The 23,590-nt window shown below is 68.3% G+C and carries 18 protein-coding genes; 7 read left to right on the plus strand and 11 right to left on the minus strand.

What is annotated here, in order from left to right:
• Window position 1: 1 nt before the first annotated feature.
• Entirely contained in the window at window positions 2-388 is a 387-nt protein-coding gene (locus AC5P8J_RS11195; RefSeq protein ID WP_019661969.1) for a BlaI/MecI/CopY family transcriptional regulator, read from the minus strand.
• Between the two features lie 189 nt (window positions 389-577).
• Here AC5P8J_RS11195 and AC5P8J_RS11200 point away from each other — a divergent pair, with 189 nt between their 5' ends.
• Window positions 578-1,645: a serine hydrolase gene (locus AC5P8J_RS11200; protein ID WP_134735941.1), complete on the plus strand. Its 1,068-nt coding sequence runs from the start codon at window positions 578-580 to the stop codon at window positions 1,643-1,645.
• A 30-nt stretch (window positions 1,646-1,675) separates the two neighbouring features.
• Here the strand turns inward: AC5P8J_RS11200 and AC5P8J_RS11205 are convergent, their stop codons facing one another.
• Window positions 1,676-2,782: an SDR family oxidoreductase gene (locus tag AC5P8J_RS11205; protein ID WP_134732406.1), complete on the minus strand. Its 1,107-nt coding sequence runs from the start codon at window positions 2,780-2,782 to the stop codon at window positions 1,676-1,678.
• A gap of 197 nt (window positions 2,783-2,979) precedes the next feature.
• Here AC5P8J_RS11205 and AC5P8J_RS11210 point away from each other — a divergent pair, with 197 nt between their 5' ends.
• Window positions 2,980-3,288 carry a putative periplasmic lipoprotein gene (locus AC5P8J_RS11210; RefSeq protein WP_019661972.1) on the plus strand — a complete coding sequence of 103 codons (309 nt, stop codon included), beginning with the start codon at window positions 2,980-2,982 and terminating at the stop codon, window positions 3,286-3,288.
• Here the strand turns inward: AC5P8J_RS11210 and AC5P8J_RS11215 are convergent.
• Window positions 3,276-4,334, minus strand: a complete 1,059-nt coding sequence (locus AC5P8J_RS11215; RefSeq protein ID WP_019661973.1) for a DNA topoisomerase IB — start codon at window positions 4,332-4,334, stop codon at window positions 3,276-3,278. The two genes, AC5P8J_RS11210 and AC5P8J_RS11215, sit on opposite strands and share 13 nt — an antisense overlap.
• Before the next feature lie 111 nt (window positions 4,335-4,445).
• On the opposite strand from AC5P8J_RS11215, the gene AC5P8J_RS11220 reads away from it, so the two are divergent.
• From AC5P8J_RS11220 to AC5P8J_RS11230, 3 genes are all read left to right on the plus strand, one after another.
• Window positions 4,446-4,835 (plus strand): I78 family peptidase inhibitor, encoded by a 390-nt coding sequence (locus AC5P8J_RS11220; RefSeq protein ID WP_026347258.1) that lies wholly within the window; start codon window positions 4,446-4,448, stop codon window positions 4,833-4,835.
• 174 nt (window positions 4,836-5,009) lie between these two features.
• Window positions 5,010-9,464: a glutamate synthase large subunit gene (gene gltB, locus AC5P8J_RS11225; protein WP_494539893.1), complete on the plus strand. Its 4,455-nt coding sequence runs from the start codon at window positions 5,010-5,012 to the stop codon at window positions 9,462-9,464.
• A 61-nt stretch (window positions 9,465-9,525) separates the two neighbouring features.
• Window positions 9,526-10,971, plus strand: coding sequence for an FAD-dependent oxidoreductase (locus AC5P8J_RS11230; protein WP_019661976.1), 1,446 nt, complete (start codon window positions 9,526-9,528; stop codon window positions 10,969-10,971).
• Here AC5P8J_RS11230 and AC5P8J_RS11235 read toward each other — a convergent pair.
• The gene (locus AC5P8J_RS11235; RefSeq protein WP_495216787.1) at window positions 10,957-13,365 is read right to left on the minus strand and encodes an ATP-binding protein; all 2,409 of its coding nucleotides are present in this window, start codon (window positions 13,363-13,365) and stop codon (window positions 10,957-10,959) included. The genes AC5P8J_RS11230 and AC5P8J_RS11235 overlap by 15 nt on opposite strands.
• 167 nt (window positions 13,366-13,532) lie before the next feature.
• Between AC5P8J_RS11235 and AC5P8J_RS11240 the strand changes: the two genes are divergently transcribed.
• A complete protein-coding gene (locus AC5P8J_RS11240) occupies window positions 13,533-14,399 on the plus strand; it encodes a methylglyoxal synthase (protein WP_134735943.1) in 867 nt (288 codons plus the stop codon).
• A 324-nt stretch (window positions 14,400-14,723) separates the two neighbouring features.
• Here the strand turns inward: AC5P8J_RS11240 and AC5P8J_RS11245 are convergent, their stop codons facing one another.
• From AC5P8J_RS11245 to ttcA, 3 genes are read right to left on the minus strand one after another with little or no spacing between them, the layout of a single operon-like run.
• Complete coding sequence (locus tag AC5P8J_RS11245) at window positions 14,724-15,503, minus strand: M48 family metallopeptidase (protein WP_021202266.1); 780 nt, start codon at window positions 15,501-15,503, stop codon at window positions 14,724-14,726.
• Window positions 15,504-15,562: 59 nt separating this feature from the next.
• Window positions 15,563-16,468 (minus strand): recombination-associated protein RdgC, encoded by a 906-nt coding sequence (locus tag AC5P8J_RS11250; RefSeq protein ID WP_021202267.1) that lies wholly within the window; start codon window positions 16,466-16,468, stop codon window positions 15,563-15,565.
• Between the two features lie 36 nt (window positions 16,469-16,504).
• Window positions 16,505-17,425, minus strand: a complete 921-nt coding sequence (ttcA, locus tag AC5P8J_RS11255) for a tRNA 2-thiocytidine(32) synthetase TtcA (protein WP_171953210.1) — start codon at window positions 17,423-17,425, stop codon at window positions 16,505-16,507.
• A 91-nt stretch (window positions 17,426-17,516) separates the two neighbouring features.
• On the opposite strand from ttcA, the gene AC5P8J_RS11260 reads away from it, so the two are divergent.
• Window positions 17,517-17,720, plus strand: a complete 204-nt coding sequence (locus tag AC5P8J_RS11260; protein ID WP_005407501.1) for a YdcH family protein — start codon at window positions 17,517-17,519, stop codon at window positions 17,718-17,720.
• Window positions 17,721-17,836: 116 nt separating this feature from the next.
• Here AC5P8J_RS11260 and plsB read toward each other — a convergent pair whose 3' ends face one another.
• The 4 genes from plsB to AC5P8J_RS11280 all read right to left on the minus strand — a co-directional run bounded on the left by plsB (window position 17,837) and on the right by AC5P8J_RS11280 (window position 23,496).
• A complete protein-coding gene (gene plsB / locus AC5P8J_RS11265; protein ID WP_164145430.1) occupies window positions 17,837-20,473 on the minus strand; it encodes a glycerol-3-phosphate 1-O-acyltransferase PlsB in 2,637 nt (878 codons plus the stop codon).
• Window positions 20,473-21,426 (minus strand): hypothetical protein, encoded by a 954-nt coding sequence (locus tag AC5P8J_RS11270; protein ID WP_478436131.1) that lies wholly within the window; start codon window positions 21,424-21,426, stop codon window positions 20,473-20,475. Before AC5P8J_RS11270 ends, plsB begins: the two co-directional genes overlap by 1 nt.
• Before the next feature lie 424 nt (window positions 21,427-21,850).
• Window positions 21,851-22,576: an orotidine-5'-phosphate decarboxylase gene (gene pyrF / locus AC5P8J_RS11275; protein WP_021202271.1), complete on the minus strand. Its 726-nt coding sequence runs from the start codon at window positions 22,574-22,576 to the stop codon at window positions 21,851-21,853.
• The gene (locus AC5P8J_RS11280) at window positions 22,573-23,496 is read right to left on the minus strand and encodes a 5'-nucleotidase, lipoprotein e(P4) family (RefSeq protein WP_021202272.1); all 924 of its coding nucleotides are present in this window, start codon (window positions 23,494-23,496) and stop codon (window positions 22,573-22,575) included. Before AC5P8J_RS11280 ends, pyrF begins: the two co-directional genes overlap by 4 nt.
• Between the last annotated feature and the right edge of the window lie 94 nt (window positions 23,497-23,590).

Consider the following 23,590-nt stretch of genomic DNA (forward strand, 5'->3'; position numbering starts at 1 on the left):
CTCAGCCCTCGTGGCGACGCGATTGGAGTTGGGCGACCAGCGCTTCCAGCTCGGCCAGCTCGTTGTCGCTGACCTGCTGGCGCTGCGACAGGTAGGCCACGAACGGCGACACCGAGCCCTGCAGGGTGTTGTCGACGAACTGGGCCACGGCACCCTGCAGCACGCTCTGCGGGCCACGGGTGGCCTGGTAGCGGTAGACGCCGTCCTGCTGCCGGCGCTGAAGATACCCCTTCGCCCGCAGCCGCTCCATCATCGTCAGCACGGTGGAACGGGCCAGGCCTCGGGCCTCTCCATACCCACTGGCGACCTCGCCGACGCTGGCCGGCGCATGTTCATCAATGTACTGCAGCAGGGCCAGCTCCTGGTCCCCGATGGTCTTGCCACGCATGACACCACTCCCTTGACTACACGTGTCGCCACTGTCAGCTTGACGACAGCTGTAGTCAACCCCCCGGAAGTCATGGGCCGACGAACGGTAGCGGCGCCGAGCACTTAAACCTTTGGCGCGCTGTCCGCATCCGATCCGCAACGCCCGCTGGAATTCCGCATGTTCCGTCCAATGCTCCGAGTCGTGCTCATGCTCATCAGTGCCCTGCCCTTCACCGCCGTCTCTGCCAGCCAGGACCATGCCAACGACCAGACCCGCCGCCTGATCCGCCAGATCATGATGCAGCAGCGCATCCCCGGGCTGCAGGTCGCGGTGGTCAAGGACGGGCAGATCGTGCTGTCCGAGGCCTACGGCCTGGCCAACGTCGAGAACGGCGTGCTTGCTTCGCGCCACACCCGCTTCCCGCTCAACTCGGCCACCAAGGCGTTCACCGGCGTGGCCGCCGCGCAGCTGGCGCAGGAGGGGCGATTGGATCTGGACGCGCCGGCCTCGCGTTACCTGGATGATCTTCCACCAGCGTGGAGAGACGTACGCGTACACCAGCTGCTGGCGCATACCTCCGGCCTTCCGGACATCCTTGATGCGAACGGGCTGTTGGGCGCTGGCTCAGAAGCGCAGGCGTGGGCGGCCGTCACTGCGCAGCCGGTCGAAGCCGAACCCGGGCAGCGCTTCGCCTACAACCAGACCAACTACGTTCTTCTGGCACGGATCATCGCGAAGCAATCCGGCATGCCCTACGAACGTTTCCTCGCCACCGGCCAGTTCAGCAGCGCGCGCATGGCACGCACCACCTTCGGCGACAGCTACGACCTGATTCCGGATGCGGCGACGATGTACAGCCTGGCCCCGCGTGCCACCGACGCGGCCGATGCACCGCCACGCCTGTCGCATTGGTTCTACGACATACCGCCTTCGCTGTGGGCCGGTGGCGGCATCCTCACCACCGCCGACGACACCGCGCGCTGGCTGGCCGCGCTGACCGAAGGCCGCCTGCTGCCGGAGGCGGCCCTGCGGCGGATGTGGAGCGCAGAGCGCTTGGCGGATGGCCGTGCCGGCCCGTGGGCGGAGGGCTGGCCGGTACTGCGCGCATCGCCCGACCTGCAGGTGGCAGGTATCGGCGGTGCGCGTGCGGCGTTCGTGGTCTATCCCGAGCGCGGCGTGGCGGTGGTGGTGCTGACCAACCTGGTCGGTGCCAATCCGCAGCAGTTCATTCCACGCATTGCCGATCTCTATGCGCCTGCGCTGACCGTGCCCTGAGGCTGCCGGCCAGCGGCCGGCAGCCCCGTCTCACCCACGTGGACCGCCCATCACCGGCAGGATCACCCCGCTGATGTAACTGGCACAGGCCGGAGAGGCCAGGAACACATAGGCGGGCGACAGTTCCTCGGGCTGTGCGGGCCGGCCCATGTCGCTGTCCTTGCCGAACTGGGCGACGTCCTCGGCCTGCTTGTCGGCCGGGTTCAGCGGCGTCCACACCGGCCCCGGCGCCACGCAGTTCACCCGGATGCCACGTGGCAGCAGCTGGCTGGCCAGCGACTTGGTGAACGCATGGATCGCGCCCTTGGTGGCCGAGTAGTCGATCAGCGCCTTGCTGCCGAAGATGCCCGTTTCCGAACCGGTGTTGATGATGCTGGCGCCCTCGCCCAGATGCGGCAGCACCGCGCGCGCCATCTGGATGTAACCGCCGATGTTGGTCTGCAGGGTCTCCTGCAGGTGCGCGTCTTCCAGGTCTTCCAGCCGCTCGCAGTGCAGCTGGAACGCGGCGTTGTTGACCAGGATGTCGATGCCGCCGAACGCCTTGGCCACCTGCTTCACCGCTTTGTCGCAGAAGCGCGGATCGCGCACGTCACCGGCGATCACGATGCAACGGCCGCCTTCGCGCTCCACGTGCTGGCGGGTGATGTCCGCGTCCTCGGCCTCGTCCAGGTGCAGCACGGCCACGTCCGCGCCTTCGCGTGCGAACAGCACCGCCACCGCACGGCCAATGCCGGAGTCGCCACCGGTGACGATCGCACGCATGCCCTGCAGCTTGCCGCTGCCCGCGTAGTCGGGTGCAAGGAAGCGGGGCGCCAGCTCCAGTTCGTGCTCATGCCCGGGCTTGGCCAGCTGCTGCGCCGGCATCGCCTCCGGCTGGCGCCGTGCGCCGGCCTGGGTCGCGGTCTTCTTCGTGGCCTTGCTGGCCGCCCGGGCGTCCTTGGCCTTCTCCTGGTCCTGCAGGCGCCGCTGCCGGGCCGCGACGCGTGCTGCCCGCGGATCGCTGGCGGCCGCCTTGCGGGTCGCGGTCTTCACTACTCGCGGGCGATCGGGGTCGGCGACCGCCTTGGCCGGGGTGCTGCCTTTACGCACTTTCGGCGATGCCTTTCGGCGGGCGGGTGTCTTCTTGGTGGTGGCCATGCAGGTCTCCTCGGGAGGGAACGGGGCTGCCGGCCAGCGGCCGACACTACCGGGGGGGCGGCGCGCGCCGCACCTGCAGTCTCTCTACGCACGCTGTTGGCGGCAGTGAGCGCGCCGTGTCCACGATGTGCACGGCATTCATTCCGCCACCACGTGCGCCGTCGCACCCTGCACGCAACCACACAGGGAACGCCTCCATGAAACATGCCATCGCCACCGCCGCCGTCTGCTTTGCCCTCGCCGCCTGCAGCAGCACACCGATGGCCCAGGTGCAGCCGATCGACGGCGTGATTTCCGGCCAGTGCCACAGCGACAGGGTGCGCGGCGCGGTGGGCCTGGCCGCCTCGGACGCCACTGTGGCCCGTGCACGCGTGGACAGCGACAGCCTGCACGTGCGGGTCCTGCGCCACGACGGCCCGCGGGTGCCACCGGCCAGCGAAGGCGGCGACCGCCTGACCATCGAGAAGGGCCGCACCAACAATATCGTCGCGATCTACTGCGGCTGACGACTGCGGCTGAGCCGGCGTGCCCTGCGCAGCACGCGCAGGGTGGCCTGCTCCCACTGGCGCGGCCCGCGCAGGCCGGCCAGCTTGGCCAGTTCACCGCGCTCCCAGCCGACGAACACGCACGGGTCGATATAGGCCTTGCGGCACACCGCCGGCGTGTTGCCCAACCGGGCCGCCACCTGGCACACCACGCTGCGCTGTGCCTGCGCCAGCGCACGCTGGCTGGCCGGTTCCGGCAGCTCGGTGGCAGCAAACGCCTGCACCGCCGCGACGGTCCCGCCCCAGGTGCGGAAATCCTTGGCAGTGAAGTCCTCGCCCATCACCTCGCGCAGGTAGTCGTTCACCGCACCGGAGTCGACCGGCTGCAGCGCACCGTCGTCATCGCGGTACTGGAACAACGCCTGCCCCGGCAGCTGCTGCAGGCGCCGCACCAGCAGCCCCAGCCTGCGGTCGCCCACGGTCACCTCCTGCAGCTGCCCGGACTTGCCGCGGAAACGCATGCGCACCCGGCCGCCACGCAGCAGCTCCAGATGACGGTTACGCAGTGTGGTCAGTCCGAATGACCGGTTCTGCTGCGCATAGGTCTCATTGCCGACCCGCACCAGGGTGTCGGCCAGCAACGCGACCACCATGGCCAGCACCTTTTCCTTAGGGAAACCCGGCCGTTTCAGATCCCGCGACAACCGCCGCCGCAGCGTGGGCAAGGCCTCGCCAAAGGCGATGATGCGGTCGAACTTGCCGGCGTCGCGCTCCTTCGCCCAGTCGGGGTGGTAACGGTACTGCTTGCGCCCGCGCGCATCGCGGCCTGTGGCCTGCAGGTGGCCGTTGGCGTGGGCGCAGATCCACACCGCGGTGTAGGCCGGTGGAATCGCCAGTGCGCGGATGCGTTGCAGGGTGGTGGCGTCGCGTATCGCGTGGCCATCAGCATCGCGGTAACTGAAACCTTTTCCGGCGCGGCGCCGGCTGATGCCCGGCTGGGTGTCGTCGACATAGCGCAGGCCGGCCGCGCGCGCGGCCTGTCGTTCGGGAGTGGAGGCGGTCGGCATGCCAGTAGTGTCGCGGTCGCCGTGCCGCGATCCTGTCGATAACACAAGACAAACACGTGAGGGCCGGTTCGCCGCTATGCTCGGGTCTTCACAACCCCTTCCGGAGTCATGATGTCGTTCCCGATTCGCGCCCGTTCGCTCTCCGCCCTGCTGCTGCCGGCCGTGCTGGCCTTGACCGCCTGCCAGGCACCGGCGCTGGATGAACAGGATTCGGCCACGGCCCACGCCCAGCAGGCGGCCGAAGCCGCCAAGGCACCGGCCGACGAAGCCGGCAAGGCCATCGAGGCGCCGCCGGTCGGCACCTGCGATGCCAGCCAGGTGCAGAGCCTGGTCGGCCAAGCCTACACCGATGGGCTGGGCAAGCAGGCGCAGGAAGATGCAGGCGCCAGCCAGGTACGCGTGCTCAAGCCCAATGATGTGGCCACGATGGAGTTCCTCGGCGACCGCCTGAACATCGAAGTGGACGCCAAGGGCGCCATCAGCGGCGTGCGCTGCGGCTGAGTCCCGCCCCGCGCCGGCACTGGGTTGCCGGCGCGTTCTGTTGCACCTGCAACCGTGTATTGCGGCATTGCAGCAACCTGTGATCTAGTCGAGGCATCCGGTGGCCTCACGATGCGCTCCAGGGAATGAGCGGGGACGAGTGTCGCCGCCAACCCTATACGCATCGAGGTAGAGATGGCCCCCCGCAACCGCCAAGGGCTTTACGACCCGCGCTCCGAGCGCGATGCCTGTGGATTTGGCATGGTCGCCCAGCTCGACGATCAACCATCGCGCCTGTTGGTTGATACCGCCATCGCCGCGCTTTCGCGCATGACCCACCGTGGCGGTGTTGCCGCCGATGGCCTGACCGGTGATGGCTGCGGCCTGCTGCTGCGCCGCCCCGATGCGTTCCTGAAACTGCTGGCCAGCGAAGCCGGCATTGCCGTCGCCACACGCTTCGCCGCCGGCCTGGTATTCCTACCGCACGACGCCGACGCGGCGCAGGCCTGCCGCGCGCAGCTGCAGGCGCAGGTGGAAGCGGTGGGCTGCAAGGTCGCTGGCTGGCGCGAGGTACCGACCGACGACAGCGTCTGCGGCCAACTGGCGCGCGACACGCTGCCGCGCATCGAGCAGGTGTTCGTCGATGCGGGGGTTGGCCAGGATGATGCCGGCTTCGCGCTGGCGTTGTTCCTGGCCCGCCGCCGCAGCGAACAGCAGCTGCGCGATCACGCCGACTTCTACGTCACCACCCTCACCCCGGATGCGATCAGCTACAAGGGCATGGTGCTGCCGGACAAGCTCAGCCGCTTCTTCCCGGACCTGCAGCGCCGCGAGCTGGCCTCCAGCGCGATCGTGTTCCACCAGCGCTTCTCGACCAACACGCTGCCGCGCTGGCCGCTCGCCCATCCGTTCCGCATGCTCGCCCACAACGGCGAGATCAACACCATCGAGGGCAATCGTCGCTGGGCGCAGGCGCGCAGCAAGGTGTGGAAGACGCCGCGCTTCGATATTGGTGAATTCGACCCGGTCATCTCCATGCACGGTTCGGATTCGCAGAGCCTGGACAACATGCTGGAGCTGATGGTCGCCGGTGGCATGGAGTTGATCCAGGCGCTGCGCATCCTGGTGCCGCCTGCCACGCAGTCGCTGGAATTCAAGGATCCGGACCTGGCGGCCTTCTACGAGTTCCACGGCCTCAACAGCGAGCCGTGGGACGGCCCGGCCGGCATCGTCGCCTGCGACAGCCGCTATGCGGTGTGTACGCTGGACCGCAACGGCCTGCGACCGGCGCGCTGGATGCTCACCGCCGACCGCCACTTCCTGGTCGCCTCCGAAGCCGGCGTGTGGGAAGTGCCGACCGAGCGCGTGGTGCGCAAGGGCAAGCTCGGCCCCGGCGAGATGATCGCGATCGACCTCAAGCGCGGCGACCTGCTCGACTCCGATGCGGTCGACCGCATCAACCGCGGCCGCGCGCCCTACAAGCAGTGGCTGCAGCAGGGCGTGACCTACCTGCAGACCGAACTGATCGACCCGTCGCTGGTGGAAGAGCCCTTCGACGAAGGCACCCTGCGCAGCTACCACAAGCTGTACCAGCTCAGCAGCGAGGAGGTGGAGCAGGTGCTGCGGCCGCTGGCCGAGACCGAGCAGGAAGCCACCGGCTCGATGGGCGACGACACGCCGATGGCGGTGCTGAGCCAGCGCAGCCGCCCGCTGTACGACTATTTCCGCCAGGCCTTCGCGCAGGTCACCAACCCGCCGATCGACCCGCTGCGCGAAGACTGCGCGATGTCGCTGTCCACCCAGCTCGGCAAGGAAACCAACATCTTCCATGCCGGCCCGGAGACGGTGAACCACGTCATCCTCAATTCGCCGGTACTGAGCCAGCGCAAGCTGCGCCAGCTGTTGAAGATGGACCAGTACGTGCAGGCCAACCGCCTGCTCGACCTGTCTTACAGCGAAGACGAAGGCCTGCGCGCCGGCATCGAACGCATCTGCAGCGAAGCGGAACAGGCCGCGCGCGATGGCATGGTGATGCTGCTGCTGTCCGACCGCTACCCGGTGGCCGGGCGGCCGATGGTGCACGCGTTGCTGGCCACCAGTGCCATCCACCACCACCTGTCTCGGCTGGGCCTGCGCTGCGACGTGAACCTCATCGTCGAGACCGGCACCGCACGTGACCCGCACCACATGGCCTGCCTGCTCGGTTTCGGTGCCACGGCGGTTTACCCGTACCTGGCCTACCAGACCCTGTTCGACCTGGGCCGTCGCGGCATCCTCAAGCTCAGCAAGGGCGGCGAGCAATCCCAGATCGGCCGCCGCTACCGCAAGGGTATCTACAAGGGCCTGTCGAAGATCATCTCGAAGATGGGCATCTGTACGGTGGCCAGCTACCGCGGCGCGCAGCTGTTCGAGATCATCGGCCTGGAACCGGAAGTGGTGGACCTGTGCTTCCCCGATACCGCCTCGCGCATCGGCGGCGCCGGCTTTGCCCGCCTGGATGCCGACGCGCGCGAACTGTGCGCGCAGGCCTGGGACGCGCAGCAGGGCGTGGATGTCGGCGGCCTGCTGAAGTACGTGCACGGCGGCGAATACCACATGTACAACCCGGACGTGGTGACCACCCTGCAGCGCGCGGCGCGCAGCGGTGACCCGCGTGCGTGGCAGCAGTACTGCGATGCGGTGCATGCGCGCCCGCCATCGGCGCTGCGTGACCTGCTGGAGCTGGTGCCGGCGGCCGCGCCCGTGCCGCTGGACGAGGTCGCTCCAGCCAGTACCCTGTTCCCGCGCTTCGATACTGCGGCGATCAGCCTGGGCGCACTGTCGCCGGAAGCACATGAAGCATTGGCCATCGCCATGAACCGCCTCGGCGGCCGCAGCAATTCCGGCGAAGGCGGTGAGGATCCCGCGCGCTATGGCACTGCGAAGCGCAGCAAGATCAAGCAGGTCGCCTCGGGCCGCTTCGGCGTTACCGCCGAGTACCTGGTCAATGCCGAAGTGCTGCAGATCAAGGTCGCGCAGGGCGCCAAGCCCGGCGAGGGCGGCCAGCTGCCCGGCCACAAGGTCAACGAACTGATCGCACGTCTGCGCTACGCGCGGCCGGGCATCGGCCTGATCTCGCCGCCGCCGCACCACGACATCTATTCGATCGAAGACCTGGCGCAGCTGATCTACGACCTCAAGCAGGTCAACCCGACCGCGCTGGTATCGGTGAAGCTGGTCAGCCATGCCGGCGTTGGTACCATCGCCGCCGGTGTGGTCAAGGCCGGTGCGGACCTGATCACCATCTCCGGCCATGACGGTGGCACCGGTGCGTCGCCGGTCAGCTCGATCCGCTATGCCGGCGTGCCGTGGGAGCTGGGCGTGGCCGAAGCGCACCAGGCGCTGCTGGCCAACGACCTGCGCGGGCGCACCCTGCTGCAGACCGATGGCGGGCTGAAGACCGGCCTGGACGTGGTCAAGGCCGCGCTGCTGGGCGCGGACAGCTTCGGCTTCGGCACGGCGCCGATGATCGTGCTGGGCTGCAAGTACCTGCGCATCTGCCACCTCAACAACTGCGCCACCGGCGTGGCCACCCAGGACGAACGCCTGCGCGAGAACCACTTCACCGGCCAGCCGGAGCGCGTGGAGAACTTCTTCCGGCTGCTGGCCGAAGAAGTGCGTGGCTGGCTGTCCTACCTGGGCGCGCGTTCGCTGGAAGAGATCGTCGGCCGCACCGACCTGCTGCGGCAGATCGAGGCAGCGCCGCGTGATGGCGTGCGCGTGGACCTGTCACGCCTGCTGGCCGACAGCCGCTACGAGGGCAGCCATTGCGCCGCGCAGCGGCTGTACGAATCGCCGGACAGCCTGGCCACGCAGATGGACGGCCTGCTGGCCGAGGCCATCGAACACAAGCGGGGTGGCGAGCATCGCTTCCTGATCCACAACACCGACCGCAGCATCGGCAGCCGCCTGGCCGGCGCCGTCGCCCGCGCACACGGCAACCAGGGCATGGCCGAATCGCCACTGGAGCTGCGCTTCCGCGGCAGTGCCGGGCAGAGCTTCGGCGCCTTCAACGTCGGCGGCCTGCACCTGGAAGTGGAAGGCGAGGCCAACGACTACGTCGGCAAGGGCATGGCCGGTGGCCGCCTGGTGGTGCGACCGCCGCGCGGTGCCCGCTTCGAGGCACGCAGCACCGCCATCATCGGCAACACCTGCCTGTACGGCGCCACCGGCGGCGAGCTGTTCGCCGCGGGCAGGGCGGGCGAGCGCTTCGCGGTACGCAACTCCGGCGCGCTGGCGGTAGTGGAGGGTGCCGGCGACCACTGCTGCGAGTACATGACCGATGGCGTGGTACTGGTGCTGGGCAAGGTCGGGCTGAACTTCGGTGCCGGTTTCACCGGCGGCCTGGCCTACGTGCTGGACGTTGATCGCGATTTCGTCGACCGCTACAACCACGAGCTGATCGACATCCATCGCGTGTCCGCCGAGGGCTTCGAGAACTATCGCCAGCACCTGCACCGCCTGATCGGCCGCCACCGCGAGCTGACCGGCAGCATCTGGGCGCAGCAGATCCTGGACGAGTTCCGCGATTACATCGGCAAGTTCTGGCTGGTCAAACCGAAGGCCGCCAGCATCGAGTCGCTGACCGAAACCCTGCGACGCGCCGCGTGATGTTTTCCGGTAGTGCCGGCCGCTGGCCGGCAACGTTCCCCCTCGCATTACAGAGCCCGCCATGAGCCGCAAGCACGCTTTCCAGTTCCTCGACCTGCCCCGCACCATGCCGCAGCGCATTCCGGTGGAACTGCGCACCTCCGGCGACTGGGGTGAGCTGTACGGCAGGTTCGGCAAGGAAGACGCGCAGTACCAGGCCGGCCGCTGCCTGGACTGCGGCAACCCGTACTGCAGCTGGAAGTGCCCGGTGCACAACGCCATTCCGCAGTGGCTTCAGCTGGTGCAGGAGAACCGCATCCACGAGGCGGCCACGCTGTGCCACAGCACCAACCCGCTGCCGGAAGTGTGCGGCCGGGTGTGCCCGCAGGACCGGCTGTGCGAAGGCAGCTGCACGCTGGAGGAGTTCGGTGCGGTCACCATCGGCGCGGTGGAGAAGTACATCGTCGATACCGCATTGGCCAGTGGCTGGCGCCCGGATCTGGCCGCGGTGCAGCCGACCGGCCACAGCGTGGCGGTGATCGGCGCCGGTCCGGCGGGGCTGGCCTGTGCCGACCGCCTGGCTCGCGCCGGCATTGCCGCCGTGGTCTATGACCGCTACGAGCAGATCGGCGGCCTGCTGCAGTTCGGCATCCCCAGCTTCAAGCTGGACAAGGACGTGATCCGTCGCCGCCGCGACGTGCTGGAGGGCATGGGGGTGCAGTTCCGCCTCGGCGTGGAGATCGGCCGCGACATCAGCCTGCAGCAGCTGCTGGATACCCACGATGCGGTGTTCGTCGGCACCGGCGCCTACCGCTACACCGATGGCGGCCTCGACGGCCAGGACCTGAAAGGCGTGCTGCCGGCGTTGCCGTTCCTGGTGCAGAACAGCCGCATCGTCGGTGGTGATGATCCGAAGGGCCGGCCGATTGCCGGCTGGGAAGACACCATCGCCCTGCCCGATCTCAACGGCAAGCGCGTGGTGGTGCTCGGCGGTGGCGATACCGGCATGGACTGCGTGCGCAGCGCGATACGGCTGGGCGCGGCCAAGGTCACCTGCGCCTACCGCCGCGACGAAGCAAACATGCCCGGCAGCGCGCGCGAGGTCGCCAATGCACGCGAGGAAGGTGTGCGCTTCCTGTTCAACCGGCAGCCGCTGTCGATCGAAGCAGGCGCCGATGACGAAGTAATCGGCGTAACCGTGGTCGAGACCCGGTTGGGTGAGCCGGATGCGAACGGCCGCCAGAACGCGGTGCCGATCGATGGCAGCGAATCGCTGCTGGAGGCCGACGTGGTGATCATCGCCTTCGGCTTCTCGCCGACCGTTCCGGCATGGCTGGCCGAGCACGGCGTGGAAGGCCGGTCCAACGGCCGTATCGTGGCCGGAGGCAAGGATCGCCTGCCGTTCCAGACCGCGCATCCGCGCCTGTTCGCCGGTGGTGATGCGGTACGCGGTGCCGACCTGGTGGTAACCGCCGTGGCCGAGGGCCGCGATGCCGCCGCCAGCATCGTCCGGCTACTGGCCCACTGAGTCCGGCGCCAGCAGTACCGCCAGCAGCGCCCGCAGCACGTGCGGCTCCACCGGCTTGGCCAGGAAGTGGTCGATGCCAGCCGCGCGACAGGCTTCGCGGGTGCTTTCCATCACGCTGGCCGTGAGCGCGATGATCGGCACCTGCGCACGTGCCGGGCAGGCATCAGCGCGGATCGCCCGCGCCAGTGCGAAGCCGTCCATGCCCGGCATGTGGCAGTCAGTGATCACCAGCTCGAACGGCTGCGCCTGCCATGCTTCAAGCGCCGACTGCCCATCGGTACAGGCGTGGACCCGCAGCCCTAGCGCGCACAGGCGCTGCTCCAGCAGCTGCAGGTTGGTAGGATGGTCTTCAACCACCAGTACGCACGCCGCCGGGAATGGATGCTCATCCGCTGATGCCGCCGAAGGTGCGGCTATGGGTGCCTCGCAGGCCTCCAGGTCCAGATCCATCCATACCGTGGTGCCCTGCCCAGGGGAGCTGCGCAGCTGCAGCTCCGCCCCCATCGAGGTTGCCAGCTCGCGGCAGATCGCCAGGCCCAGCCCACTGCCGCCGAAGCGCCGCGTGGTCGAGCGCTCCGCCTGGGCATAGGCGGCGAACACCGCCTGCTGTCGTTCCTCGCTGATGCCCACGCCGCTGTCGCTTACCTGCAGGCGCAGCCGCTGCCCGCGGGCATGCTGCTGCAGTACCTGCAACCGCAGTTCCACGTGGCCGTGCCGGGTGAACTTCAGTGCGTTACCGGCCAGGTTGAACAGGATCTGGCGCAGGCGCAGGCCATCGGCCAGCGATCCCGGCTGCATCTCCGGATCAAGCACCACCTGCAGGTGCAGGCTGCGGCTGGCGGCCACCGGCATCAGCAGCTGCTGCACCGCGCGCACCAGTGCCGCCAGATCGGTGGGCCGCAACTGCAGCGGTGCGCCCTGCAGGCGCTGGCTGTGCAGTACATCGTCGAGGATCTGCCGCAGCATCCGCGCCGCATCATCCACCGTGGCCAGCACCTGCTGCTGGCGTGGCTCCAGCCTGCTGCCCGCCAGCCGTTCGAGCATGCCCAGCAGCGTGCTCATCGGCGTGCGGATCTCATGGCTCATCGTGGCCAGGAAGTGCGCCTTGGCCTGTGCCACCTGCTCGGCCTCGCGGCGCGCGTCGGCCAGCGCGCGGGTACGTGACTGCACCTCGCTGACGTCGATCCAGTAGCCGCTCCACTCGACGTAGCTATCGTCGCAGGACAACGGTCGCCCATGCGAACGCACCCATCGCCAGCCCTGTGGTGAACGGGTACGGAAAGTGACATCGATCGGGCCACGCGCCAATGCGGCTGTCTCGATAGAGGCCATCACCCTGCTGCGGTCCTCGGGGTGGACCGCGGCCAGCAGCCACTGGTGATCGATGCGCGCGCTCTCCACGCTGATTCCGAACAGGGACTGCACGTCGCCGGCGATCTGCGGAAAGCTGTAGTGACCGCACGCCGAACGGCGCGCCTGGTAGACCACCGCCGGCAGGTTCGCAGTCACCTCCTGCAGGCGCTGCTCCACGACTCGGCGCCGCACGCTTTCGCGATGCACCCGCCAGTAACCGTAGGCATGTACCAGCGCCAGTGCGAGCAGGATCAACGAGGCCGGCACCAGCCAGCGCAGGGGTGACGATGACGGCCAATTGCGCGGCCGGTCCGGCAGCCAGGCCGCGCGGATCTGATCGCGCTCGGGATCGGTCAGCTGCGACAGCGCCTGCTCGAAGCCGGCGATGACATCGGCGCAGGCGGGCGTGGTCGCCAGCACCAGGGCATCATCGAAACCGGCCGGCGCAGCGATCAGCAGTGCATCGCCCTGGTAGCGGCGCAACGCGGCCTCGACTTCGCCGAGGTTGGCAACCACGGCATCGATCAGGCCGGTGCCCAGCAGCGGGAGCGCATCGTCCAGCGCTGCCGGTGGCAGCAGCTGCGCACCCGTTGCCTGCTCGGCCAGCAGCCCCTGCAGCGGCATCCGGCTGGGGCTGGCTACGGTTCGCTCACGCAGATCTTCCAGGCCCAGCACCGGCGGCGTACCCTCCCGGCGCACGATCACCTGTGGCAGCTGCAGGTAGGGCGTGCTGGCCACCCACCCGGCGGGCAGCTGCGAGCGTGGCCATCCCAGCAGCGCCTGGGTGCTGGCCGGCAGCTCATCCCGTTCCACGCTGGCGGCCGGCACGGGCAGCAGCTGCAGCGGCCGTTGCCGGCCCAGCAGCTCCAGGTACACCGCGCCGAGCCCCCGTGCCTCACCCTGTTCGCTGGACGACAAGGGTGCGCGGTCGGAAGGCCAGGCAATGCGCAGCGGTGTCCTGCAGCCCGTGGCGGAGGCCGTGGCAGGCAGCAGCAGGCTGGCCATGACAGCAATGGCTGCCGGGAGGCCGGCGACATTCACGGTAGGCATCCTCATCTCGCGGGCGGAAGGAACGGCCGCGCTGCGGTACCGCTGCCTGCCACGCTATCGACGTGCGGACCGACGGCAATGAAGAAAGTTGTAAAAGCATCCAGATAGGGGAATGCCGACATACACTGCCGCCTTCACCCGTAACTGCGGAGCGTTCGATGCGCATCGGCCTGGCTGCCAACCGTCTTCATCACCACGACGCGCGCGCCGCGCTGTTCCGTTGGCTGCGCAGCAGCGAGGCCGGCCTGCGCGAGCTGGGCGTGTCGCTGCATGCGGTCGGTCGCACCCATGACGCGATCGAACGACAGGGTTTCCTGGCCGGGTACGCGGGCCTGCACCGTTATCCCTACGGTCGCGAGGGTGGCCTGATGAAGCTGGTCGCCGAAGTCGTTGGCATGGGTCCGGATCGGACACTGGATGGCGCGATCTACCTGATCGATCCGGTCGACCCATCCTCGGTGTTTCCAGAAGCCACGGCGCTGAAACGGCAGTGCGTGATTCACGGCAAGCCGTTCATTTCGACCGTGGCCACCGCACGCGACTGGGTCGAAGTGGAGCGCGTCCACGCCGGGCTGCCGGCAGACCGCGGCGCTGACGACCTGCATGCGTTCGAAAGCCAGACGCTGGCACTGATCGCGCATGATGCGATGAAGCCGGCGATGCTGGCCTTCGCCGATGAGCATTTCGATGTGCTGGCCCGGTTCGGCGAGCGGGTGGCGACCGGCACCACCGGCCAGCGTTTGAACGAACTGGCCTGGAGCCGGGGCTGGCCGCGTGATACGCCGTGGGTGACGCGCTACCAGAGCGGCCCGATGGGCGGTGATGCGCAGATTGCCGACCGGGTACTGGAGGGGCGTTGCCAGCGTGCGATCTTCTTCGAGGACCCGCATGTGGCGCGCCAGCATGAGGCGGATATCCAGCTGCTGGAGCGCGCGGTGACGACGGTGACCGACCAGGCAGTGTGCATTACGGCGCCGCGGGTGGCGGCGCGGTGGGCGGCGGCGGCGGCGCTGCGGGCGGGGTGAGGGTTTCGGCCAACGGCTGCGCCCTCGTGGCGGGTCGTTCAAATCAGAAGCCGTGCTCGGCCGGCCGGGGTGGATTGCGCAGGGGTCGCTGCAAGTACGTCCTTGTAAGCTCGGTCGCCGCTTGCTCGTGTGCGCTTTCCTGCGCACACGGCAAGACCGGGGTTGGGCGTCCTGCCCAACCCGCCCGAGGCATGCCTCGGGCCCATGCGGCTCACGCCCCTGCCCACCACGGACACTCCCTGTAGAGCCGAGCCATGCTCGGCTGCTCTTCAACGTGATGACTGGAACCCGCGCCACGCGCGTCAGCCGAGCATCGGCTCGGCTCTACAGCAGCTGGCGAAGCATCGCCTTCAGCCTGCGGCCTTCCAGCTGGAAGTAGTCGCGCTGCTCGCGCCAGGCGGGGAAGCGTTGTTCCACTTCGTGCCAGAACGCAGGCGAGTGATTGGGCTGGATCAGGTGGCAGAGCTCGTGCACCAGCACATACTCGAACGCTTCCGGACGACCGAGCACCAGGGCCAGGTCCAGTGCCATGCTGCCGTCGGGGGCCAGCGAGCCCCATTGCGAGGACATCACCTTCAGCCGCAGGCGGCTGGGGGCGCGCGGCAGAGTGGGCAGGTACTTCGGCAGCCAGCGGCCGACGTCGGCGCGGGTCTGGGCTTCGTAGAATTCGCGCAGCAGACGGCGCAGGGTGGCGTCGCCGCCGCGGGTCGGCCACTGCACGCAGGCGCCGTGCGCGTCGATCTCCAGGCGCGCGTAGCGGCCTTCCTGCCAGCGCAGCGGCAGCAGTTCGCCGCGCAGGGGCAGCACACCGTCTTCGCCCGGCTGCAACGGTGGCGGCAGGCCCTGGCCCTGGTACTGCCGCAGCTGCAGCGCCAACCAGTCGCGGTGCTGTTCCAGGAAGCGTTCGCCCATCACCAGGCTTGCGCGCGGCGGCAGGGTCAGGCGTGCGCCGCGTTCGTCCACGCTCAGCTTGATGCGCCGCGCACGCGGATCACGCACGCGCAGGACCTCGATCTCGGCATCCTCCAGGCGCAGGCGAACGGTGTCGCGCTGTACGGTGGCGGGCGGGGTCGGGCTGATCAGGCGGCGCAGCAGACGGCTCATGCGCCCAGCATAGCGCCGCTTCGGGCCGCCGGATGACCGGCGGCCGTCGCGCTGCCTGTTCAGTCAGCCTTGCTGAGCTTGAAGGCTTCTTCCAGCAACAGGAACAGGCGGCGGATCTCGGCGCTCTGCAGGGCAAAGCGGGCGTCGAACTCGGCGCGGCGTCCGTCTTCGTCGGCATGCTCCAGCTGGTCCAGGGCGCCGTCGAGGAACTTCAGCTTGCGCACGATCAGGTCGTCGCCGATGACGAAGGACAGGTTGTCCTCGAAGATCAGCGCCAGCTTGGTCACCTGCTTGCCGGCGTCCAGGTGCTTGTCGATCTCGTCGCAGCGCAGTTCCTGGTGCTGGCACTTGACCACCGCGCCGCCTTCCACCGGGTCCTTCATCTCGCACTCTTCGCCCAGGCTCAGTCCGGTCGGCAGCGGCTCGCCGGCGATCCAGCCGGTCAGGATCGAGCGCGGCGCGACTTCGGCGTTCAGCGGCATCGCCGGGAAGCTGCCGAGCAGGCCGCGGATGTCGGACATGAAGTACTCGCCGGTCTTGCGGCTGGAGGTATCCACCGCCACATAGCCGTGCTGCAGGTCGATGAAGGCGTCGTTGCGCGAGGACTTCACAAAGGCGCGCGGCAGCAGTTCATGCAGCAGGTCGTCCTTCATGCGCTTGCGCTCGCGGCCACCTGGGCGGCGGCCTTCCTTCTCCTCGATCTCCTCCAGCTTGCGCTCGAGCAGGTCGTTGACCACCGCTGCCGGCAGGATCTTGTCCTCGCCGCCCACGGTCAGCCACAGGTGTTCGGCGATGCGGTGGGAGAGCTGCTCCTTTTCCTCGCGGCCGAACGGCGAGATGAAGCCGCGCGAGTTCATTTCCAGCGCGCCAACAGGCTTGAGCACGGCGTGCGGCAGCAGGGTATCGACTTCGGAAAAATCGGTGGCGGTCGGAAAACGGAAGAACGTCAGGTTGCGAAAGAACATGGAATTCCGGATGGCAAAGAGGAAGGGCGACCGACCTTAAACGGTGGGCGTCTCGGGATCTGCGTCGGCATCGGCCGGGGAACCGGCCAGCCAGGCATGGGCATCGGGCAGCGGCGCGTCGTCGCGACGGCCCAGCGCCATGAAGTCGAACAGGGTAGTGTCGGCCAGCTGCGAGGGCCGGACGTCGCCCATGGCGCGCGCGATCTGCTCGATGCGGCCGGGATGGTCCTTTTCCCACTGCTTCAGCATCAGGCCGACCTGGCGGCGCTGCAGGTTCTCCTGGCTGCCGCACAGGTTGCAGGGAATGATCGGGAACCGACGTGCCTGCGCGTAGTCGACGATGTCGCTTTCGCGCACGTAGGCCAACGGCCGGATCACCACGTGCCTGCCGTCATCGCTGCGCAGTTTCGGCGGCATCCCCGCCAGCTTGGCGTGGTGGAACAGGTTCATGAAGAAGGTGGCCACCATGTCGTCGCGGTGATGGCCCAGCGCGATCTTGGTGAAACCGTGGGTTTCGGCGTAGTTGTAAAGCGCGCCACGACGCAGGCGCGAGCACAGCGAGCACATGGTCTTGCCTTCCGGAATGACCCGGCTGACCACCGAGTAGGTGTCCTGCTCGATGATGTGGTACGGCACGCCCAGCCCGGCCAGGTACTCCGGCAGGATGTGCTCAGGGAAGCCCGGCTGTTTCTGGTCCAGGTTCACCGCCACCAGCTCGAACGGCACCGGTGCCTTCTTCTGCAGCTGCAGCAGCACGTCCAGCAGGGTGTAGCTGTCCTTGCCGCCGGACAGGCAGACCATGACCTTGTCGCCGGCCTCGATCATGCCGAAGTCGGCGATCGCCTCGCCGACCTGGCGGCGCAGGCGCTTGGCCAGCTTGTGCTGCTCGCGCTCGGCCACGCGTGGATCGCGGGCGGCGCGCGGCTGGGGATCGGGAAGGGAAATCACGGCACTCATGGGCTCCATTCTAACGGCTCGGAGCGGCCCCGGCCGGGGGTCGGTATTCCCCTCTCCCGGCGGTCATCATCGCTGTGTATGCTCGGGACCTGTGGACACCTACGACCCCGCCGAGATCGTCGAACGCCTCGCCGCCCTGCGCGCCGAGCACCGCCTGCTGGATGAACAGATCACCCGCATGGCGGCCAACGGCGAGGACGAACTGGAAGCCAAGCGCCTGAAGCGGCGCAAGCTGCAGTTGAAGGATTGCATCGCCAGGCTGGAGAGCCTGCAGATTCCCGACGAGCCGGCCTGAGCCGGGTTCAGGTGGGTGCCAACCCGGGTTGGCCTCCTGCTCCGGTACGTGCCAACCCTGGTCGCCACGACGGGAAGGTGTGCGGACCAAGGTCCACACCCACCGCAGGATTCAGTTCAATCCTGCGGAGCCGGCTCGTCCGGGCGTGCCGCTTCCGGGCTGACCCGCTCGATGGTGTGGCGCAGCTCGCGGCCGAGGATGAACTTGGCATCCTTGGCCCAGGCATCCAGGCGCTCGTCGAACAGCAGCTTGCTGTTCTCGTCCGGCCACACCAGGCGCAGCTCGCGCAGCTTCTGGATGAAGCCACGGAACAGGGCCTTGTCGAAGAACTCCGGCGCCGCCGGCGCATAGAGCAGGCTCAGGCGCTGCGCGGCCTGCTGGCACAGGCTTTCCAGTTCGGCGGCGCCAAGCACGCCGGGGCCGTTCTTCACCAGCACCGAAATGGCGATGTAGTAGCGCTCGAACGCCTGCTGCAGCGAGTGCCCGATGGCGCGCAGGCGGAACACCTCGTCGGTCTGCCCGGTGTTGCGCGCCAGAATGCCGCCGTCGTCGTCATTGACGTTCTGCAGCAACCCCTCACGCACGAACACGTTGATGGTCTGGTCGATGCGCTGGGCGAACTCGTCCTCGCTCCACGGCAGGAACAGCTCGGCCTGCAGGAACGGGTACACCGTACGGCCCAGCTGGACCAGGCCGGCGCGGCTCATGCGGCGGTTGTTCTGGAAGCAGCAGGCCACCCACGACGAGGCGGTGAACAGGTGCAGCACATTGTTGCGGAAGTAGCTCAGCAGCACCGCGGTATCGCCGCTGACGCTGAGCACATCGCCCAGCGGGTGCTTGATGCGGGTGAGGACGTTGATCTCCTCGGCGTGGGCGATGATCCGCTCCGGCGAGTGCGGGGTCACCGTCACCCGGTCCGAGTACGGCATCTCGACCAGCAGCGTCTTGCACAGCTCGATCTGCGCGATCAGGTCGGCCTCGCCCATCGCGTGCTTCGGCGTGGACAGCAGGGCCAGCGCCAGCAGGTTGATGGGGTTGACGTCGGCAGCGCCGTTGATGCGCACCTGGATGCGTTCGGCCAGCGTATCCACCGTGGTCGACAGCCAAGCCGGCTTCTCGTCCTCGGGCACCGCCTCGCCCTTCCACTCCGGGGCCTTCTCGGCCAGCACATCGTTCAGCGCGATCGGCTCGCCGAAGTTCACCACCACCTGGCCGTAGTTCTGCTTGAGCACCTTGGGGATGCCCCACAGCAGCGACCAGATCGATTCCTTTTCCTTCGGCCGGCCGGACAGTTCGTCCAGATAGCTGCCGCCTTCCATCAGTTTCTCGTAGCCGATGTAGACGGGCTGGAACAGCACCGGCTTGCGCGGCTGGCGCAGGAACGCACGCAGCGTCATCGAGATCATGCCGCCCTTGGGCTGCAGCAGGCGGCCGGTGCGCGACCGGCCACCCTCAACGAAATACTCCAGCGAATAGCCACCGGCCACCAGCTGCGCGACGTACTCGCTGAGCACCGCCGAGTACAGCGCGTTGCCGCGGATCGAGCGACGGATGAAGAACGCACCGCCCTTGCGCAGCAGGGTACCCACCACCGGCAGGTTCAGGTTGATGCCGGCCACGATGTGCGGCGGCACGATGCCACGGTCGTACAGCAGGTAGGACAGCAGCAGGTAGTCCATGTGGCTGCGGTGGCTGGGCACGTACACCACTTCGTGGCCCGGCGCGGCAGCCTTGAACTTGTCCAGGTGGTGCACCAGCACGCCCGCATAGATGCGGTTCCACACGTGGCTGAGCATGAAGCTGGCCGAGCGCACGACCGGGCTGGAATAGTCCGCGGCGATTTCCCAGGCGTAGGCGTGTGCCTTCTTCCAGGCATCGGCCGGCTTCGAATTGTCGCGCTTGGCCTGTGCGGCGATCGCCTCGCGCACCGGTTCGGCAGCCAATACCTGGTCCACCAGCAGGCGCCGCGTCGACAGGTCCGGGCCGATCACCGATTCACGGATGCGCCGGAAGTGCGTACGCAGCACGCGCTGCAGCTTGCGCACCGTGCGCTCCGGCTCCAGGCCTTCGTCCACGGTGCTGCGCAGCGAGATCGGCGGGGCGAAGCGCACGATGGTATTGCGCCCGTTCAGCAGCAGGCCCAGCAGGCGGCGGAAGCGACCGACCAGCGCCCAGTTTTCCGAGAACAGCACCGCGAACCAGCCGCTCTGCTTGTCCGGCGCGCGGCCGACGAAGATAGACACCGGCACCAGGTGCACATCCAGGTCGTCGCGCACGCGGTGCGCCTGCAGGACCTTGGCCAGCGAATCGGAGTGGGTCTTGGCGCCGCGCTGCTCGGGAATCAGCGAGTTGCTGGAGCTGCGCCGCGACAGCGCCAGGTAGGCGCGCTTGCGCCCGGTCGGGTCACCGGCCAGCGGCACCAGCGGCGAGGGCAGCCCGGCCTGGCGGCAGGCCTTGTCCAGGATCAGCGCGTTGGACAGGCCGTAGTCTTCCAGCACGTACACGACCGGACGGCCATCGTTGTACTGGCCTGGGTCTTCCGGCTCGATCTTCAGCGACAGCCACGGCTCGACCAGGCGGCCCAGCAGGCGAGCCCACAGCGGGCGGCGGCCGGCCGGACGCGCGTGCACGGGCGGCGGTACCGGGTTCGGGCCGGTGCCGGTCGAGGGGGACGCCGGCACCGTATCGGCGGGCGTCGACTGGGATTCTTCGCCGGGAAACGGCAGCGGGTTCTGTTTCGACATCGGCGCCATTATGGCTTAGGCGGCGGCGTTGCTGCTTCCCCACCCCCAGCAGGGGCTTCAGCCGGTGATGGCGAGGCCGCGGCGCGGGCCGCGTCGGCCTTGCGCAGCAGCGCATCGGTGTCGGCCAGGGTGCGGGTCAGGTACCAGTGGCCCTCGCGGCGGCTCAGCGGCAGCTGCAGGATCATTTCGCGGCCAGCCAGGTCGTAGTGCAGGCGTACCAGCGCATTGTCACCCTCCACCGAGAGCAGCTCACCGCGCACGCTGCGCAGCGCATCGTCCACGCCCAGCCCGTAGCTGCCCAACACGGCCTTGAGGGTGTGGATGAACGGCGCCAGCTGCTGCAGGCTGCCTTCCATGCCGGCGGCCTGCAGGCCGGCCTCATCATCGAACCCAACCTTGCCGGCCGCGCCAACCAGTGCGGCGATGGTGCTGCGCGCGCGGGCGCGGTCACTGATCGGTGCGCCCTGCGCCCAGATGGCGAGGGTTTCCACCAGGGCGATGTAGTGCGCCTGTTGGCCGGGCGTATAGCCCTTCTGGTGGCGCAGGTACTGCACGCCGAAGTTGCCCATCGACTGCGCGGCCTGGCGAACGGCGCCGGCCTGTCCGGCCAGCTGGCGATCGAAGCTGCGCTGCAGTTCGGCGCTGGCGTTGGGCTTGCGCAGCGCGGCCAGCATCGGCAGCAGCTGGTCACCCAGCGGCAGTTCGGTCAGCGGCCACTGGCTGTGGCCTTCGGTCCAGGCCTGTTGCAGGCGCTGGTACTGGCTCGGCGGCACCGACAGCTTCGCGTAGCCGACCAGATCGTCCTCGGCCAGGCGCAGGGCCATCGCCTGCACCGCCGCGACCGGTTCGGCTGCCGGCTTGGCCGGATCATCGGCTGATTCGCGGCACGCGACCGCCGCCAGCAGCAGCATGGCTGCCAGCCCCCATCCACGCGCAGACCTTCCTCGCACCGCCACGCTCATGCAATCGGACTCCCCGGACCGGTCCGCATCTTGCGGCCTGCGACGTGACAGCGGCAAGCCGGGACGTCACGGTTTCCGCTGTTGCCTGTGCAAGTCACTGACGGGGATAAAAAAAGAGCCGGGATCACGGGGATCACAGGCTCTTCAAACCGGCGCAGGGCCGGTGGACAGTGTTGTGGCACATGTCCGGTCCGAGGACCGGATGGCGGCGATCCTACGCTGCCGCTCAAGTTAAGGCAACACTTCACGTAACGCGCCTTAAACTATTGATTTTATTGATTCACCTGATGATGGGGGTGGACGCAATGAAATCTACGGCAGGTTTTGCGGCGATTCGGGCACAACCGCTCGGTAGACAGATGCAAAAACGCCATCCCGCGCGGGCCGGGATGGCGTTCGGGCCTGCAGCCTTCGCAACGGAACCTCAGCGCGCACCCAGTGCCGACGCGATTTCCTGCTGGATGGCCCGGGCCGCGGCCTGCGGATCGGTGGCCAGGCGGATCGGACGGCCAACCACGATGGCATCGGCACCATCGGCAAACGCCTGGGCCACGCCAACGGTACGCTTCTGGTCATCGCCGACCGGGCCACCGGGGCGGATGCCCGGGCAGACGATCGAGAACCCGGCGCCGGTCGCGGCGCGAATCGGGCCGGCCTCCTGGCCCGAGGCGATCACGCCATCGATGCCGGCCGCCTGCGCGGCCAGCGCGCGTTCGACCACCACCTCCACCGGTTCACGGTCGATGCCCATCTGCGCCAGGTCCGGGCGGCCCATCGAGGTCAGCACGGTCACCGCCAGCAGGCGCATGTCGCTGCTGTTGGCGGCGGCGCAGGCTTCCATCATCGCCGGGTGCCAGCCGTGGATGGTGGCGTAGCTGACCGGCCACTGCGAAAGGCGCTTGATCACCGCCGCGGCGGTGGCCGGGATATCGAAGAACTTCAGGTCGACGAACACGCGCTTGTCGCGGCGGGCCAGCTCGTCCAGCACCTGGAAGTACTCGCCCGACGCCAGCAGTTCCATGCCGATCTTGTAGAACGCCACGCTGTCGCCGAGGCGGTCGACCCACTCCAGCGCCTGCGCGCGATCAGGCACGTCCAGCGCGAAGATCAGGCGCTCGTCGTCGCGCAGCGGCAGTGGCGCGCGGCTCATGGTGCGTAGTCCAGGGCAGCGCGCTTGGCGTCGTGGCGGGCCTGGCGCGACTGGCTGTAATCGTTGTTGAACTGCGCCGGCTCGAAGCCACCGTAGGTCGGGTTGGGCAGCATCCACCAGCGCTCGCCGAACCAGTCGTGGTACTGCTGCAGCAGTGCGTCACGGCCTTCGTTGGTGTTGGCGGTCACTTCCACGAAATCGCCCAGCTGGTCGCCGAACTGCATCAGCACGCGGTACTTCTGCCCGGCCAGGCGGCGGCGGCAGTTCTTCTCGCTACCGGCCTGCTCGCACCCTTCGACCACGGTGCCCAGGCCCAGGAACACGCTGTCATCGGCCACCGGCAGGCCCTGCTCGCGCAGGTTGGCCAGGGTCGCGTCCTTCAGGTGCACGGCGCGGTTGGAGATGTACAGCAGGGTCACGCCCTTGGCGTTGGCAGCCTTGGCGAAATCCACCACGCCCGGAATGGCCTTGGCCTTCTTCTCGGCCACCCACTGGTCCCAGCTCAGCTCGTCGTATTCCTTACCGTCGCGCACCAGGCGCGCCTGGTAGGGCGAGTTGTCCAGCACGGTCTCATCCACGTCCAGCACCACGGCCGGCTTCAGGCCCTTGGCCTCGTTGCCGCGTTCTTCCGGCACCAGCGCATCCCAGTGGGCTTCCTTCAGCGCGGCGTCCAGGTGGTCGGCGGCGGCGCGGTAGGTCTGCTCGGTGATCGCCTTGTACTCCTGCGCACGCTGCATCCACAGCACTGCATTGAGGTTGTCATTGGCAGTGGCATCGAGCGCGCCGTCGGCTTTGGCAGCGGCGGCCGGGGCCTCCGGTGCGGCGGCTTCAGCGGCAGGCGCATCCACGCGCTTGCAGGCGGACAGGCCCAGCGCCGCAGTGGCGAGCAGGGTCAGGGACAGGGAAACGGGACGACGCATGGATTCACCGGCAATCAGATATACCGGCGCATTTTACCGGCAAAGGCGGCGCCGGGACGGCTATGCTTGGCGGTTGACCCGTTGCCCTTCCGGA

The sequence above is a fragment of the Stenotrophomonas sp. YJH_SMC_37 genome, assembly GCF_059370035.1.

What these genes read in the sequence shown, in the direction of transcription:
- AC5P8J_RS11195 (WP_019661969.1), bottom strand. Translation starts at nt 388, where the DNA reads ATGCGTGGCAAGACCATCGGGGACCAGGAGCTGGCCCTGCTGCAGTAC.
- AC5P8J_RS11200 (WP_134735941.1), top strand. Translation starts at nt 578, where the DNA reads ATGCTCATCAGTGCCCTGCCCTTCACCGCCGTCTCTGCCAGCCAGGAC.
- AC5P8J_RS11205 (WP_134732406.1), bottom strand. Translation starts at nt 2,782, where the DNA reads ATGGCCACCACCAAGAAGACACCCGCCCGCCGAAAGGCATCGCCGAAA.
- AC5P8J_RS11210 (WP_019661972.1), top strand. Translation starts at nt 2,980, where the DNA reads ATGAAACATGCCATCGCCACCGCCGCCGTCTGCTTTGCCCTCGCCGCC.
- AC5P8J_RS11215 (WP_019661973.1), bottom strand. Translation starts at nt 4,334, where the DNA reads ATGCCGACCGCCTCCACTCCCGAACGACAGGCCGCGCGCGCGGCCGGC.
- AC5P8J_RS11220 (WP_026347258.1), top strand. Translation starts at nt 4,446, where the DNA reads ATGTCGTTCCCGATTCGCGCCCGTTCGCTCTCCGCCCTGCTGCTGCCG.
- gltB (WP_494539893.1), top strand. Translation starts at nt 5,010, where the DNA reads ATGGCCCCCCGCAACCGCCAAGGGCTTTACGACCCGCGCTCCGAGCGC.
- AC5P8J_RS11230 (WP_019661976.1), top strand. Translation starts at nt 9,526, where the DNA reads ATGAGCCGCAAGCACGCTTTCCAGTTCCTCGACCTGCCCCGCACCATG.
- AC5P8J_RS11240 (WP_134735943.1), top strand. Translation starts at nt 13,533, where the DNA reads ATGCGCATCGGCCTGGCTGCCAACCGTCTTCATCACCACGACGCGCGC.
- AC5P8J_RS11245 (WP_021202266.1), bottom strand. Translation starts at nt 15,503, where the DNA reads ATGAGCCGTCTGCTGCGCCGCCTGATCAGCCCGACCCCGCCCGCCACC.
- AC5P8J_RS11250 (WP_021202267.1), bottom strand. Translation starts at nt 16,468, where the DNA reads ATGTTCTTTCGCAACCTGACGTTCTTCCGTTTTCCGACCGCCACCGAT.
- ttcA (WP_171953210.1), bottom strand. Translation starts at nt 17,425, where the DNA reads ATGAGTGCCGTGATTTCCCTTCCCGATCCCCAGCCGCGCGCCGCCCGC.
- plsB (WP_164145430.1), bottom strand. Translation starts at nt 20,473, where the DNA reads ATGGCGCCGATGTCGAAACAGAACCCGCTGCCGTTTCCCGGCGAAGAA.
- AC5P8J_RS11270 (WP_478436131.1), bottom strand. Translation starts at nt 21,426, where the DNA reads ATGAGCGTGGCGGTGCGAGGAAGGTCTGCGCGTGGATGGGGGCTGGCA.
- pyrF (WP_021202271.1), bottom strand. Translation starts at nt 22,576, where the DNA reads ATGAGCCGCGCGCCACTGCCGCTGCGCGACGACGAGCGCCTGATCTTC.
- AC5P8J_RS11280 (WP_021202272.1), bottom strand. Translation starts at nt 23,496, where the DNA reads ATGCGTCGTCCCGTTTCCCTGTCCCTGACCCTGCTCGCCACTGCGGCG.